12 protein-coding genes and 1 riboswitch are annotated in these 14,334 nt (G+C 71.7%); of the genes, 11 read left to right on the top strand and 1 reads right to left on the bottom strand.

Translation table 11 applies throughout. The features are described from left to right. Positions 1–18: 18 nt before the first annotated feature. From WFK95_RS06140 to WFK95_RS06105, 8 genes are all read left to right on the top strand, one after another. The gene (locus tag WFK95_RS06140; protein WP_224650840.1) at positions 19–1,458 is read left to right on the top strand and encodes a GuaB1 family IMP dehydrogenase-related protein; all 1,440 of its coding nucleotides are present in this window, start codon (positions 19–21) and stop codon (positions 1,456–1,458) included. A gap of 137 nt (positions 1,459–1,595) precedes the next feature. Continuing rightward, positions 1,596–2,939, top strand: a complete 1,344-nt coding sequence (locus WFK95_RS06135) for a hemolysin family protein (RefSeq protein ID WP_224650842.1) — start codon at positions 1,596–1,598, stop codon at positions 2,937–2,939. Next, the gene (locus WFK95_RS06130; RefSeq protein WP_224650844.1) at positions 2,932–4,005 is read left to right on the top strand and encodes a hemolysin family protein; all 1,074 of its coding nucleotides are present in this window, start codon (positions 2,932–2,934) and stop codon (positions 4,003–4,005) included. The genes WFK95_RS06135 and WFK95_RS06130 overlap by 8 nt, the downstream gene beginning before the upstream one ends. Beyond that, positions 4,002–4,919, top strand: a complete 918-nt coding sequence (locus tag WFK95_RS06125; RefSeq protein ID WP_224650847.1) for a 3-methyladenine DNA glycosylase — start codon at positions 4,002–4,004, stop codon at positions 4,917–4,919. Before WFK95_RS06130 ends, WFK95_RS06125 begins: the two co-directional genes overlap by 4 nt. After that, positions 4,919–5,055, top strand: a riboswitch (cobalamin riboswitch). (Overlaps the previous gene by 1 nt.) A 105-nt stretch (positions 5,056–5,160) precedes the next feature. After that, the gene (locus WFK95_RS06120; protein WP_224650858.1) at positions 5,161–6,132 is read left to right on the top strand and encodes a FecCD family ABC transporter permease; all 972 of its coding nucleotides are present in this window, start codon (positions 5,161–5,163) and stop codon (positions 6,130–6,132) included. Next, a complete protein-coding gene (locus WFK95_RS06115) occupies positions 6,132–6,908 on the top strand; it encodes an ABC transporter ATP-binding protein (protein WP_336670183.1) in 777 nt (258 codons plus the stop codon). The genes WFK95_RS06120 and WFK95_RS06115 overlap by 1 nt, the downstream gene beginning before the upstream one ends. Position 6,909: 1 nt before the next feature. Beyond that, positions 6,910–7,905, top strand: coding sequence for an ABC transporter substrate-binding protein (locus WFK95_RS06110; protein WP_336670182.1), 996 nt, complete (start codon positions 6,910–6,912; stop codon positions 7,903–7,905). A gap of 98 nt (positions 7,906–8,003) precedes the next feature. Beyond that, on the top strand, positions 8,004–8,534 hold the full coding sequence (locus WFK95_RS06105; protein WP_224650854.1) for a M23 family metallopeptidase: 531 nt from the start codon (positions 8,004–8,006) through the stop codon (positions 8,532–8,534). An 85-nt stretch (positions 8,535–8,619) separates the two neighbouring features. Here the strand turns inward: WFK95_RS06105 and WFK95_RS06100 are convergent, their stop codons facing one another. Beyond that, positions 8,620–9,441, bottom strand: a complete 822-nt coding sequence (locus WFK95_RS06100) for an LppX_LprAFG lipoprotein (RefSeq protein WP_224650856.1) — start codon at positions 9,439–9,441, stop codon at positions 8,620–8,622. A gap of 457 nt (positions 9,442–9,898) precedes the next feature. On the opposite strand from WFK95_RS06100, the gene WFK95_RS06095 reads away from it, so the two are divergent. The 3 genes from WFK95_RS06095 to WFK95_RS06085 are packed head-to-tail and all read left to right on the top strand — an operon-like array spanning position 9,899 to position 14,319. Continuing rightward, entirely contained in the window at positions 9,899–11,329 is a 1,431-nt protein-coding gene (locus WFK95_RS06095) for a fatty acid desaturase (protein WP_224650859.1), read from the top strand. A gap of 10 nt (positions 11,330–11,339) precedes the next feature. Then, positions 11,340–12,554 (top strand): type III polyketide synthase, encoded by a 1,215-nt coding sequence (locus WFK95_RS06090; protein ID WP_336670181.1) that lies wholly within the window; start codon positions 11,340–11,342, stop codon positions 12,552–12,554. A gap of 7 nt (positions 12,555–12,561) precedes the next feature. Continuing rightward, positions 12,562–14,319: an ATP-binding cassette domain-containing protein gene (locus WFK95_RS06085; protein ID WP_336670180.1), complete on the top strand. Its 1,758-nt coding sequence runs from the start codon at positions 12,562–12,564 to the stop codon at positions 14,317–14,319. Positions 14,320–14,334 lie beyond the last annotated feature (15 nt).

The following is a 14,334-nucleotide window of genomic DNA, read 5'->3' as shown; positions in this document are numbered from 1 at the left end:
GGGCTAGCATGATTCCACGTGCAGTTCCTTCCTGATAGCCGCCCGCAGTACGACCTGACCTACGACGACGTCTTCCTCGTCCCGAACCGGTCGGACGTGACCTCCCGATTCGACGTCGATCTGGCGTCGGTCGACGGGACCGGCACCACGATCCCCCTCGTCGTCGCCAACATGACGGCCGTCGCCGGCCGCCGCATGGCGGAGACCGTCGCGCGCCGCGGCGGCATCGTCGTCCTCCCGCAGGACCTGCCGCTGCAGGCCGCGTCCGAGACCATCTCGTACGTCAAGAGCCGCGACCTCGTGGCCGACACCCCGGTCACGCTCAGCGCCGAGGACTCCGTGAGCGACGCGGTGGCGCTGCTGCCCAAGCGCGCCCACGGCGCCGTCGTGATCATCGACGCCGAGAACCGGCCGGTCGGCCTCGTCACCGCCGCGGCCTGCGAGGGCGTCGACCGCTTCGCGCGCCTGCGCGACGTCATGACCACGTCGTTCGTGTGCGCCGCCGCCGGCACCGCGCCCGAGGCCGTCTTCGACCTGCTGGACAAGGACCACTCCGACCTCGCGGTCCTCGTCGACGGCGACGACCGCCTGCACGGCGTCCTCACCCGCACCGGCACCGTCCGCGCGGGCATCTACAGCCCCGCGGTCGACGGTGCCGGCAAGCTCCGCATCGCCGCCGCCGTCGGCATCAACGGCGACGTGGCCGCCAAGGCCCGCGCCCTCGCCGAGGCCGGCGCCGACGTGCTCGTCGTCGACACCGCGCACGGCCACCAGGCCAAGATGTTCGACGCGCTCGAGGCCGTCGCCGCCCTCGACCTGGGACTGCCGCTGGCCGCGGGCAACGTGGTCGCCGCGGCCGGCGCCCGCGACCTGGTCAACGCCGGCGCCACCATCGTCAAGGTGGGCGTGGGCCCCGGCGCCATGTGCACCACCCGCATGATGACGGGCGTCGGCCGGCCGCAGTTCAGCGCCGTGCTCGACTGCGCCGCGGCCGCCCGCGAGCTGGGCGCCCACGTCTGGGCCGACGGCGGCGTGCGGCACCCGCGCGACGTCGCGCTGGCGCTGGCCGCCGGCGCCTCCAACGTGATGGTCGGCTCGTGGTTCGCCGGCACCTACGAGGCGCCCGGCGACATGAAGTACGCGACCGACGGCTCCGCCTACAAGGAGAGCTTCGGCATGGCCTCCAAGCGCGCCGTCGCCGCGCGCACCGCCGGCGAGGGCGCCTTCGACCGCGCCCGCAAGTCGCTGTTCGAGGAGGGCATCTCCAGCTCGCGGATCCGCGTCGATCCCGAGGCGCCCAGCGTCGAGGACCTGCTCGACCGGATCACCTCGGGCGTGCGCAGTTCCTTCACCTACGCGGGCGCGCGCAGCGTGCCGGAGTTCCACGCGAAGGCCACCGTCGGCGTGCAGAGCGCGGCGGGCTTCGCGGAGGGCCGGCCGCTCCCCGGCGGTTGGTGAGAATCCCGACGGATCGTCGGTAGGATGCAGTGAATCCCACCGACGATCCTCTGGAAGGACCATGAAGTCCCGAAGACCCGGCAAACGCCGCCGACGACGAGCGCTGACCGCTGTGACCAGGTCGAGGGGGCGGGTCGTTGTCTAGCGCGCTGATCACGGTCGGCGCCGTCGTCGGCTTCCTCGCGCTCACCGTCGGCACCGCGCTCTTCGTGGCGGCGGAGTTCTCGCTGACCGCGCTGGAGCGGTCGACGATCGACGCGGACGTCCGCGACCGCGGGGACCGCCGGTCGAAGCAGGTGCAGAACGCGCACCGCACCCTGTCCTTCCAGCTCTCCGGCGCCCAGCTCGGCATCACGATCACCACCCTGGTCACGGGTTATCTCGCCGAGCCGGTGCTCTCGAAGTTCCTGCGCCCCGCGCTGGAATGGACGGGCATGCCCGGGGTCTGGTCATCGGCGCTCACCCTGATCCTGGCCCTGGTCATCGCGACCTCGCTGTCGATGGTGCTGGGCGAGCTGGCGCCGAAGAACCTCGCGATCGCCCGGCCGCTGCAGACCGCGCGGCTCACCGCGGGCGCGCAGTCGCTGTTCTCCTCGACCTTCCGCTTCGCGATCTCCTTCCTCAACCGCTCCGCGAACGCGCTGGTCCGCCGCCTGGGCATCGAGCCCGCGGAGGAGTTGAGCTCGGCCCGGTCGGCGCAGGAGCTCAGCGCCCTCGTGCGCAATTCCGCCGCGCACGGCGCGATCGACGAGATGACCGCCGAGCTCGTGGGACGCAGCCTCGAGTTCGGCGAGCTCACCGCGGAGGAGCTCATGACCCCGCGGCAGCGGATCCACTCGCTGGACGCGGACGACACCGTCGCCGACCTGGTGGCGCTGTCGATCGAGTCCGGTCGCTCCCGGTTCCCCGTGGTCCGGGGCGACCTGGACGACACGATCGGGCTGGTGCACGTGAAGCAGGCGCTGACGGTGCCCGCGGACCGTCGCGCGACGGTGACCGTCGCCGAGATCGCGACGACCGCCCCCGTCGTGCCCGCGACGCTCGACGGCGACGCCCTGATGGACCAGCTGCGCGCCAACGGCCTGCAGATGGCCCTCGTCGTCGACGAGTACGGCGGCTCCGCCGGCATCGTCACCGTGGAGGACCTGATCGAGGAGATCGTGGGCGACGTGCGCGACGAGCACGACGCGAACGAGCCGGTCGACGTGCAGCGCACGGACGACGGCTTCCTCTGCGCCGGCCTGCTCCGCATCGACGAGTTGGAGCGCGACACCGGGTACCGCGCCCCCGAGGGCGACTACGACACCCTCGGCGGCCTCGTGATGTTCCTGCTCGGCCGCATCCCCGCGGTCGGCGACCGCGTCCCGCTGCCCAACCACCCGTCGGTCGACGACGACGAGGCGCAGGTCCCGCAGTGGTCGGCCCGCGTCGCCCGGATGGACGGCCGCCGCGTCGATCTCGTGGAGGTGACCCATGAGTGACCTCCTGGGTGTCGCCCTGACCGTCCTGCTCCTGGCCGCGAACGCCTTCTTTGTCGCGGCCGAGTTCGCCCTCATCGCCGCCCGCCGCGACCGCCTCGAGGCCCTGGTGGAGCAGGGCCGGTCGAGCGCGAAGGCCGTGATCAAGGCGTCGGAGAACCTCTCGCTCATGCTGGCGGGCTGCCAGCTGGGCATCACCATCTGCTCGATCCTGCTCGGTAAGGTCGGCGAGCCGGCCATCGCGCACCTCCTGGAGAAGCCGCTGGGCTGGGCGAACGTGCCCGAGGCGCTGCTGCACCCGATCTCCTTCACCGTCTCCCTGGGGCTGGTCGTGGTGCTGCACATCCTGCTCGGCGAGATGGTGCCGAAGAACATCGCGCTCGCGGGCCCGGAGGCCGCGGCCATGCTGCTCGTGCCGCCGCACGTCGCCTTCGTCCGCCTGGTGCGGCCGCTGATCGCGGTCTACAACTGGATGGCGACGCTCGTGCTGCGCGCGGGCGGCGTGGAGCCGCGCGACGAGTTGGACAGCACCGTCTCCGCCGGCGAGCTGGGCGTGCTCATCGCCGAGTCGCACGACGAGGGCCTCATCGACGCCGAGGAGCGGGTGCGGCTGACCCGCGCGCTGCAGACCTCACGTCGCACGGTCGCCGACGTGGCGATCCCCCTGACCGAGATCCGCGGGCTGCAGGCCGTCCAGAGCGCCAACGGCGCCTGGGGCCCGACGCTCGGCGACATCGAGTCCGCCGTCGCCGAGACCGGCTACTCCCGCTACCCGGTGCGCAGCAGCGCCGGCGCGTTCACGGGCTACCTGCACGTCAAGGACGTGCTCCCCGACATCATGGACGCCGCCGTCGGCCCCGAGTCGGTGATCGGCGCGAGCCGCATCCGCCCGCTGCCGGTGGTCGACGGGAGCCTGTCGCTGGATCAGGCCGCGGGTGACCTGCGCCGCCTCGGCGGCCACCTCGCCGCCGTCGCCGACGACCACGGCCGGACCATCGGCATCGTGGCGCTGGAGGACGTGGTCGAGGAGTTCGTCGGCACCGTGCGCGACGGGACCCACCGGGTGTGACGGTGCTCAGCGACGCCGAGTGGGAGGCCCGCGCGGCGGACCACCGCGCCCGGCTGGAGCCCTTCGTCGAGGCGCATCGCCGCCGGGCCGCCCGCGGCGAGAAGCACCCCGTCTGGGACTTCCTGTTCACGTACTACGGGCACCGCCCCGCGCACCTGCTGCGCTGGCACCCGGGCCTCGGGACCGAGCTCGACGGCCCGCGGGCGGCGGACGAATTCAGCGGCGCGCGCGGCTACCTCGTCGAGGGCACCCGGGTCCGGCCGGACCCGGCGACGCTGGCCAACCGCGCGGGCACCGCCGCCTACGTGGCCCGGCTCCTGGAGGCCACGGCCGCGCGCCGGCCCGTGTTCGGCTGCTTCGGCCTGCACGAGTGGGCGATGGTCTTCCGCGAGGCCGACCAGGCGCGACACCCGGTGCCGCTGCGCCTGGGCCCGGCGGGCACGGACGACGTGGTCCGCGCGGGCCAGCTGACGTGCACCCACTACGACGCCTTCCGCTTCTTCACCCCCGACGCGGCGCCCCGCAACGCGGTCGAGCTCACGCGGGAGACCCAGGTCGGCTCGGAGCAGCCCGGCTGCCTGCACGCCGGCATGGACCTCTACAAGTGGGCCTTCAAGCTGACGCCCGGCGCACCGTCGGACCTGGTGGCCGACGCGTTCGACCTGGCCCGGGACGCCCGGGAACTGGACATGCGGGCGAGCCCGTACGACCTGACGGCCTACGGCTTCGAGCCCATCGCGATCGAGACGGCCGAGGGCCGGCGCGAGTACGTGCGGCAGCAGGCCGCGCTGGCCGAGCGCGCCACCCCGATCCGCGAGCGCCTGCTCGCCGTGGTCCGCGCCTGGCCCGCAGAGCGGCCCGGTGAGCGGCCCGGTGAGCAGCCCGCCGCCGATATGCCCGCATCGCCCGCCTAGACTTCCGTTCCAGCGACGGTCCGTGGGCGCGAGCCCACGGCGCAAGAGGGAACCCGGTGCGAAACCGGGGCTGCCCCGCAACGGTGACACGCCCAGCGCGTGCGAGCCCGATACCTGCCCTCGCGACCGCCCGGAGCCGGGCGGTGCTCACCGACCCGAGGGGAGTCGCGGAGTGCGAGTGGTCTCGTCGCGCCGTGTGGCAGTGCTGTTGGCCTGCTTGCTGATCGCGCTGATCGCCGCGATGTGGCTGGGCGTGCTGCTGGGCACCGTGCGCATCCCTTGGCAGGACTCGACCCGCTATGTCTGGGCCTTTCTCACCGGCGGCGTCATCGACGCCGAGCACGCCACGCACTACCGGATCGTCGCGGATTCGCGGATCCCCCGGGTACTCAGCGCCGCGATCGTGGGCGCGGGGCTCAGCGCGATCGGCGTCGCGGTCCAGGCGATGGTGCGCAACGCCCTCGCCGACCCGTACGTACTCGGGATCTCCTCCGGCGCGTCGGTCGGCGCGACGACGGTGGCCCTGTTCGGCGTCTTCGGCACGCTCGGCCTGTACGCGCTCCCTACGGCCGCCTTCCTGGGCGCGCTCGGTGCGACGGCGCTGGTCTACCTCATCGCGTACCGCGGCGGCGGCCTCACGCCGCTGCGGCTCGTCCTCACCGGAACCGCCCTCGCGTACGGCTTCTCGGCGGTGACCACGGTGCTGGTCTTCCTCGCCCCGCGCGGCGACGCGGCCCGCACCGTCATGTTCTGGCTGTTCGGCAGCCTCTCCCCCTCGACCTGGCGCACCACCGCGCTGCTGGCGGTCACGGTCGCGATCGGGCTGGTGACGCTGCGGTACGGCGCGCGCAAGCTCAACGCGCTCGCCCTCGGCGACGAGGTCGCGATCTCCGTCGGGCTCTCGGCCTCCGGCTACCGCTCGGCGCTGTTCGTGCTCACCGCGGCGATGACCGGGATCATCGTCTCCGTCTGCGGCGCCATCGGCTTCGTCGGGCTCGTGGTGCCGCACGTCGCCCGGCTGCTGGTGGGCGCCGACCACCGCCGGGTCCTGGTCATCGCGCCCGCGCTCGGGGCGGTCTTCCTCGTGCTCGCCGACATCGCGGCCCGCACCGTCGCGCCACCGCAGGAGCTGCCGCTCGGCGCGATCACCGCCGCCGTCGGCGTGCCCCTGTTCATCGCGCTCATGCGCCGCAGGTCCGTGGGGAGCGCGTGATGCGGGTCGAGTACAGCGGCGTCTCCGTCGAGCTGGGCGGACGGCGCATCGTCGAGAACCTCAGCCTCACGGCGGAATCCGGCGAGTTCATCGGCGTCGTGGGCCCCAACGGCAGCGGCAAGTCCACCCTGCTCCGGTGCGCCTACCGCGCGCTGCGACCGGCGACGGGCACCGTCACCGTCGACGGGCGGGACGTCACGGCGATCAGCCTCGAGGAGAATGCGCGGCAGGTCGCGGCCGTGATGCAGCACGCCCCGTTCGACATCGGCTTCACCGCGCGCGAGATCGTGGAGACCGGTCGCCTGCCGCACCGCCGCCGGGGCGTCCCGCTCGCCGCGCACCGTCGGGCGGTCGACGGTGCGCTCGCCGCCGCCGGCGCCGCGGACCTGGCCCGGCGGGACTTCGGCACGCTCTCGGGCGGCGAGGCGCAGCGGGTGCTCATCGCGCGGGCCTTCGCGCAGGAGCCGCGGGTGCTGGTGCTCGACGAGCCCACCAACCACCTCGACGTGCGGCACCAGTTCGCGGTGCTCAGCGCCGCCCGCGACCTGGGCGTCACCGTGATCGCGGTGCTGCACGACCTCAATCTCGCGGCGCAGTACTGCGACCGCCTGTACGTGCTGTCCGAGGGTGCGCTGGCCTGCTCCGGCACCCCGGCGGAGATCCTCACGCCGAAAACGCTCCGGCGGTACTTCGACATCGGGGCGCACGTGTTGCCCCACCCCCGCCTGGGCGTGCCCCAGGTGATCTTCGACAGTGGTCTGACGGAAGGGACCTGACATGAAACGACTCCCCCTGGTGCTGCTCGCGGGCGTCCTGCTCACCGGCTGCGGCGCGACCGTCGAGGAGGCGGCGCCGTCGGCGTCCTCGGGACCCGCCACCGTCACCAACTGCGGTGCGCCCCTGACGGTGCCGGGCCCGCCCAGCCGAGTGGTGGTCAACGACACCGGCACCGCGGAGATCCTGTTCGCGCTGGGCCTGACCGACCGCATCGTCGGGTACACGACCTACGACGGCAAGCACGTCGACTACAACACCTCGCCGTGGAAGGCCGACTTCGATCGTGCCCCCAGCCTGGGCACCGCCTTCACCCGCGAGACGATCCAGGCGGCCCGGCCCGACTTCGTCTTCGCGGGCTGGAACTACGGCTTCAAGGAGACCACCGGCGTGACGCCGGACTGGATCCGCGAGATCGGCGCCGTGCCGTACCAGCTCACCGAGGCCTGCCGCCAGGCCGGGAGCACGAAGCGGGGCATCATGCCGCCGCTCGACGCGCTGTTCGCGGACCTGACGAACCTCGGGACCCTGTTCGGAGTGCCGGAGCGCGCGGAGAAGCTGGTCGCCGAGTACCGCGCCCGGATCGATGAGGTCCGGACCTCCGCGCCGGCGGGGAAGAAGGCGCGGGTCTTCCTGTTCGACAGCGCCTCCCCGGACCCGTTCACCTCGGGCCGCACCGGCACCCCGCAGGCGATCATCGAGAACGCGGGCGGCGAGAACGTCTTCGCCGACCTCGACGACTCGTGGACGACGGCGTCCTGGGAGGCGGCGGCGCAGCGCGACCCGGAGGTGATCGCGATCGTCGACTACGGCGTCGGCCCGGAGAACACCCCGGACGCGAAGATCGCGCAGCTGCGCTCGCAGCCGCTGATGGCGAACACCACCGCCGTCCGCGAGGGCAACGTCGTCGTGATCCCGTACGCGGGCTGGGTCGAGGGCCCGCGCACGCCGGGCAGCGTCGAGACTTTGGGCGCGTACCTCCGTTCCAAGGGCTTCTGATTCGCCCAGCGCGTACCCGTGTGCGATGACATACTCGCGCTGAACGTGAGCCATGCTCACGTTCATGCCCCGCTCATGCACTTTCAGGGAGAAGAGTCATGACAGCTCACCACGAATCAGCACAGCTCAGCCGGCGTCGTCTGCTCATCGGCGGCGCGGCCGTCGCCGGACTCACCGCCGCGGCGGCCGCGGCCGGGTCCGTGGTCGCGCCGGCGGCGAACGCCGCGACCTACGTGCGGCCCATCCGGAACGCGACCGCGCACCCGATCACCGCTCAGTGGCGACAGCCCGGCTCCTGGGAGGCGGGTTACCACACCGGGGTCGACATCGGCTGTCCCATCGGCACGCCCGTGTACGCGACCATCGGCGGCGATGTCCGCACGGGACGGGCGAACTGGGGCGCGGCGTACGGGACGATGATCCTGATCAACGACGACGTCGACGGATCGGACTGGGGCTACTGCCACCTGTCGCGGCGGGTCGTGAGCGACGGCCAGAAGGTCGCGACCAACCAGCTGATCGGGTACTCGGGCGACACCGGGAACACCCGGGGACCGCACCTGCACCTGGAGCGCCGTCCGCGCTACGGCGGCTACGGATCGGATCTCAACCCGAACCTCTGGCCCTGACCGGCAGAACGACCCGACGAACGACGACGGCCCGTCGGACCATCCCCCCGAATGGTCCGACGGGCCGTTGCCCGTGCGTGTCGGCCTAGGTGGCCGGCTTGGTGATCTTCACGTCCTTGCCGAACTCGGTGAGGTTCAGCGTGATGGGCAGTTCCTTCAGCTTGACCTCCATCCGCGTGACGTTCGGCTTGGGCTGCGGGTTCGCCGACGGATCGAAGACGATCCACAGCGTGATGGGCAGCGTGGTGCCGGCGTTGCCGCGGGTGGCGATGTCGGTGATCTGCGGCAGCAGCGGGTCGAGGACCTGCGTGGCGACGGTGCCGGTGACCTTGACGGTCTTGAGGCCGTTCGCGGTGTCCTTGCCGTCGACCTTCGGGTTCTGCACGGAGTCGAGGATCTTGGCGAGCCCCTTCTCCAGGTCGAGGATGATCGCCGGGTCGTAGACGCCCTTCTCACCGGTCTTGCCCATCGGCTGGTACTTCGCGCCGCCGAGGTTGGCGTACATCACGCCGTCGATCACGACGAACTTCGTCTGCACGTAGTTGTCCTGGACGCGGACGTTGGCGTCGCCCTGCGCGGCCACGCGCTTGGTGTCCTTGAAGGAGATGATGTCGCCGGTGACGCTGGTGACGGGCAGGCCCTGGATCCCCTTGTCGACGGCGAGCGTCAGGTGCTCCGAGTAGGTCTCCCGGGTGGCCAGGGCCGCGTCCTGCACGATCTGGACGGTCGGCAGGCCGCTCGCGTCGACCGAGGGTGCGGCCGTCGGCGAGCCCGAGGCGCCGCTCGCGGCCGCGGCGGTGGCGGTCGTGGTGCCGCCGTCGTCGGTCTTCTTGTCCGCACAACCGGTGAGTACCAGTGCGCCGGCGGCGAGCAGCGCTACAGCCGCCCGCGATGCCTTGAGGTTCATAGGGTTCCCCCCTGGAATCTGTCCGGGCGGAACCGCCCGGGGCCGAATGAAAGGGCGGAAGCCCCGCCCTCACGATGAAGTATGCATGAATTCCGGAGTCGATCGAAGCATTCTTCTGCGCGATTTCCGGGCAAATCGGACACTGGGCGGTAGCGGCAAGCGCACCTTCAGCGATCCATTAGCGTGACCGGAGAAGGTCTACACAACCGCCGGATCCGGCAGTGTTCAGGAGGAACCAGAAGTGTCGATCAATTCCACCCCGCCACCGGCGCCGTCCGAGCGCGGCGCGGCCGACCCCGGCCCCCGCGATCTCGAGCGCGGCACCGACCCGGGGCGCGGAGGCGGCGCAGGTCACGACGGCGCTTCCGGCTCCGACGAGCGCGATCCCGGGCGTCGCCCCGCCGGCCCCCGCGGCCGCGATTTCGATACCGAGAGCGGCGACCCCGGACCCCGCGATCTGGGGCGTGAACCCGGCCCCGGCGGCGGGCCGCAGTTGTCGAACGTGTGGGTCTACAAGGGCCGCGCCTACGATCTCTCGGAATGGATCAACAAGCATCCGGGCGGGGAATTCTTCATCGGCCGCTCCAAGAATCGTGACATCACGTCGATCATCGGTTCGTATCACGCGAATCCCGAAAAGGTCGAGAAGATGCTGGAACGGTTCGCCCTCGATCGCGATGCCCGCGTCGAGGACGTCCATCCCAAGAACAATGCGCCGGCCTTCCTCTTCAAGGACGGATTCGACAGTTGGCGCGACACCCCGCGCTACCGGTTCGACGATCCGACGGATCTGCTGCACGCCGTGAAGGCGCGGCTGCGCGACCCGGCGATGAAGGCGCGCGTGCAGCGCATGGACCGCTGGTTCAACGTCGTCGCGGCGGCGCTGGCCGTCGCCTACGTCGTGGTCATCGCCACCCGCCTGGGCGTCCCGTCGTGGATGCCGATCTGGCTGTTCGTGCTGCTCATGGTCGTCCTCCGCAGCTCGCTGGCGGGTTTCGGCCACTACGCGATCCATCGCAAGCAGAAGGGCGCGACGAAGGTGCTGGTCAACGCCTTCGACATCAACTACGTCGCACTGTCGTTCGTGACGGCCGACGGGCACGCGCTGCTGCACCACCCGCACACGCAGAGCGAGGTGGACATCAAGAAGAACGTCTTCACCATGATGATGGACATCCCGCGCTGGTACCGGATCCCGATCCACACGCTGCACAAGTTCGGGCACACCGCGACGGGCATGACGATGCGGCTGTTCGAGATCGTCAAGCTCACCCGCCAGGTGGGGGTCGCCGACATGTACGGCTCGCTGCGCGGGGCGCTCCCCCACTTCATCGGCGCCTTCGCGATGCGCGCGCTGCTCATCGGCGAGTTCCTGCTGTTCCTGTTCCTCGGCGACGTGTGGGCCTGGGTGGCGCAGTTCGTCGCCGTGCTGTGGGTGAGCACCTTCCTGGTGGTCGCGAGCCACGACTTCGAGACGGACGTCGACGACCTCCCCGAGGTCGAGACCGAGGACTGGGCGGTCAACCAGCTCAACCAGGCCTACGACCTGTGGATCTCGGGCAACCGGTACGTCGACTGCTTCCTCTCGGCCGGCCTGTCCAGCCACCGCGTGCACCACGTCCTGCCCTACCAGCGCAGCGGCTTCGCCAACATCGCGACCGAGGAACTGATGGCCGAGGAGGCCGCCAAGTTCGGCGTCGAATGGCTGCCCAGGCGCAGCTTCTTCTTCGACCGCCTGCCCGACCAGGTCAACACCTTCCTCGGCAGCAAGGCCCGGCCCGCGCAGGAGCAGGGCCACGGCTTCTTCCGCGAGCACTTCTCGCCGGCGGCCCTCAAGACGTCCGGTTCGTACGTCGTCGCGGGTTTCACCGGCATCGGCACGGTTTAAGGAGATGACCATGAACGCCACCCCCCAGGGCACCCCCGCCCTCGACGTCGCAGCCCCCGTGCTTCCCGCACCCGGCACCTGGCTGGGCGCCCCGCCCGCGCCGCCGACCTCGGTCGCGGTGATCGAGTCGCTCGCGACGGGCTCCCCCGCACAGGCCTACGACCAGGCCGAGTCCGCGGACCGGGTGGCCACACGGTTCGAGGACCCGAAGCAGGCCGAGCGGATCCGCCGCGTCTACGCCAAGACCAAGGTCGCCGAGCGGCACCTCGCGATCGATCCCCTCACCCCGGAGTTCGCGGAGTTCAGCACCCGCCCGGACACCGTCCGCGAGCGCATGGACCTGTTCTACGAGCACGCCGCGCCGCTGGCGATCGAGACCGCCCGCCGCGCCCTGCGGGTCGGCACCGAGAACGAGGTCGCCCCCGAGGACGTCGGCCAGCTGGTGTTCGTCACCAGCACCGGCTTCCTCGCGCCCGGCGTCGACGTCGCGGTGATCCGCGCCCTCGGCCTCGCGCCGCAGACCAGCCGCGTGGTCATCAACTTCATGGGGTGCGCGGCCGCGATGAACGCGCTGCGCGTCTCCACCGACTACGTCCGGGCCCACCCGGACCGCAAGTCGCTGATGATCTGCCTGGAGCTGAGCTCGGTGAACGCCGTCTTCTCCGGCGACCCCAACGACGTGGTGATCTCCAGCCTCTTCGCCGACGGCTGCGGCGCCGCCGTCATCGGCGCCAGCGAGGTCGGGCACCCGCTGCCCGGCGGCCGGATCGTCGTGCGCGACACCTTCACCCACCTGCTCGACGGTGCCGAGGACGGGATCGTGCTCGGGGTCAACGCCAACGGCATCACGTGCGAGCTCGCGGAGTCCCTGCCGCAGTACATCGTGAACGGCGTCGCCCCCGTGATCGACGAGGTGCTGGACCGCAACGGCCTCGGCCGGGAGGCCATCGCGCACTGGGCGATCCACCCCGGCGGCCCGAAGATCATCGAGTCCGCGTCCGCGGCGCTGGGCCTGCCCGAGGAGGCCTCGCGCACGAGCTGGGACGTGCTCGCCGAGCACGGCAACATGCTCAGCGTCTCGCTGCTGTTCGTCCTCGAGCGCCTCCTGACACAGGTCGGCTCCGCCCCCACCTCGGGAGCCCCGTCGACCGGCATGGCCTTCTCCTTCGCACCCGGCGTGACCGTGGAGGGCTTCCTCTTCGACGTCGTGACCGCCGGCGAATGAGCGCGCCATGAAGCTCTTCAAGTTCCTGCTCTCGATCTCGCCGGCGGCGATCGCCGCGGCGGTGGTCGCGGGCCTGATCGCCGGTGGCGCGAACGCCTACCTGCTCACCCTCATCAACGGCCTGGTCGCGCCGGGCCCGATGCCGACGGTGACGGTCACCCAGTTCGTCCTGACGGCCGTCGTCGTGGTGATCGCGGGCGTCACCTCGCAGCTGATCCTGCTGCACCTCGCGCAGGCCGCCGTGTACCGGCTGCGCGCGCGGCTCTCGCAGCGCGTGCTGGCGGCGCCGCTCGAGCACATCGAGCGGCTCGGCGATCACCGCCTGCTGGCGACCCTCACCGAGGACGTCCGGTCGCTGTCGATGGCCGTCTCGGGTATCCCCGGGCTGTGCATCGACCTGGCGACGATCATCGGCGCCCTCACCTACCTCGCGACCGTCTCGGGCACGCTGTTCGCGGTCTCGGTGGCGGGCACGCTCATCGGCATCGCCTGCGTGGAGACGGTGCTGCGGCGGGTCCGGGAGACCTACCGCCGGGCCCGCGAGCTCGACGACGCCCTGATCGGCTCGTTCCAGGAGGTCACGCACGGCGTCAAGGAGCTCAAGCTGCACCGCGCGCGGCGCACCGATTTCCTGGACCGCAAGCTGCTGGGGACCGCCGAGGACCTGCGCCGCAAGCACGTCGCGGCGGGCACCCGGTTCGCCGGCGGGCAGGCGCTGGGCCAGGTGCTGCAGCTGGGCACGATGGTGGTCATCCTGTTCGTCCTCGCCCGGGCGATGGAGCTGCCGCGCGAGACGATGATCGGCTACGTACTGGTCACGACCTTCCTCTCGATGCCCATGCAGAGCCTGATGCACCGCATCCCCGACCTGCTGCGCGGCGACGTCGCGCTGGCGAAGATCCGCGGCCTCGACCTCTCGCTGGAGACCCCGCGCGACGAGTCGGTGCTCCCCTACGACGGGCGGCCCGTCGGCGACGGCACCGTCGAACTGCGGGGCGTCGGCTACGAGTACCTCCCCGAGCCGCCGCAGCACGGCCCCGGCCAGCACCCGCCGCACGGCGGCCCCGGTGGCCCCGGTGGCCCCGGTGGCCCGGGTGGCCCCGGTGGCCCGCCGCCGCACCCGCCCCAGGGGCCGCCGCCCGGCGTCCCGCACGGCTTCCGCCTCGGCCCCGTCGACCTGACGCTGCGCCCCGGCGAGGTGACCTTCGTGGTCGGCGGCAACGGCAGCGGCAAGTCGACGCTGGCGAAGCTGATCTGCGGGCTGTACGCGCCGCGGATCGGCGAGATCCGCGCCGGCGGCGAGCCGATCGGCCCGCAGAACCTGGAGTGGTTCCGGCAGCACACCACCGCGGTCTTCTCGGACTTCCACCTGTTCGACGACTACCTCGGCCTGGCGGCCGACGACCTGGACGACCGGGTCCGCGGGCTGCTGCACGACCTGGAGCTGGCGCACGCCGTCACGGTGCAGGACGGGAAGCTCTCGACGCTCGCCCTCTCGACGGGGCAGCGCAAGCGGCTCGCTCTGCTGACCGCGCTGCTCGAGGACCGGCCGGTGTACCTGTTCGACGAATGGGCCGCCGACCAGGACCCCCGCTTCCGCGCGGTCTTCTACGACCGGATCATCGCCGACCTGAAGGCGCGCGGGAAGACGGTGGTCGTGATCACCCACGACGACCGGTACTTCGACCGCGCGGACCAGCTCGTGAAACTGGACTTCGGCCAGGTGGTCCCGGCGTCGGCGGCGATCGCGCGCGGAGTAACCTGATCCCTACCTATCAGT

Source organism: Tsukamurella sp. USMM236, assembly GCF_037148755.1.
In the GTDB taxonomy this organism is placed as follows: Bacteria; Actinomycetota; Actinomycetes; order Mycobacteriales; family Mycobacteriaceae; genus Tsukamurella.
The sequence above is the reverse complement of the archived record's forward strand: the minus strand, read 5'-3'. Positions and strand labels throughout refer to the sequence as shown.

Excerpts from the sequence above, each read along its gene's own strand:
- WFK95_RS06085 (WP_336670180.1), top strand. The coding sequence starts at position 12,562 with ATGAAGCTCTTCAAGTTCCTGCTCTCGATCTCGCCGGCGGCGATCGCC.
- WFK95_RS06115 (WP_336670183.1), top strand. The coding sequence starts at position 6,132 with ATGCGGGTCGAGTACAGCGGCGTCTCCGTCGAGCTGGGCGGACGGCGC.
- WFK95_RS06130 (WP_224650844.1), top strand. The coding sequence starts at position 2,932 with ATGAGTGACCTCCTGGGTGTCGCCCTGACCGTCCTGCTCCTGGCCGCG.
- WFK95_RS06100 (WP_224650856.1), bottom strand. The coding sequence starts at position 9,441 with ATGAACCTCAAGGCATCGCGGGCGGCTGTAGCGCTGCTCGCCGCCGGC.
- WFK95_RS06090 (WP_336670181.1), top strand. The coding sequence starts at position 11,340 with ATGAACGCCACCCCCCAGGGCACCCCCGCCCTCGACGTCGCAGCCCCC.
- WFK95_RS06110 (WP_336670182.1), top strand. The coding sequence starts at position 6,910 with ATGAAACGACTCCCCCTGGTGCTGCTCGCGGGCGTCCTGCTCACCGGC.
- WFK95_RS06105 (WP_224650854.1), top strand. The coding sequence starts at position 8,004 with ATGACAGCTCACCACGAATCAGCACAGCTCAGCCGGCGTCGTCTGCTC.
- WFK95_RS06120 (WP_224650858.1), top strand. The coding sequence starts at position 5,161 with ATGTGGCTGGGCGTGCTGCTGGGCACCGTGCGCATCCCTTGGCAGGAC.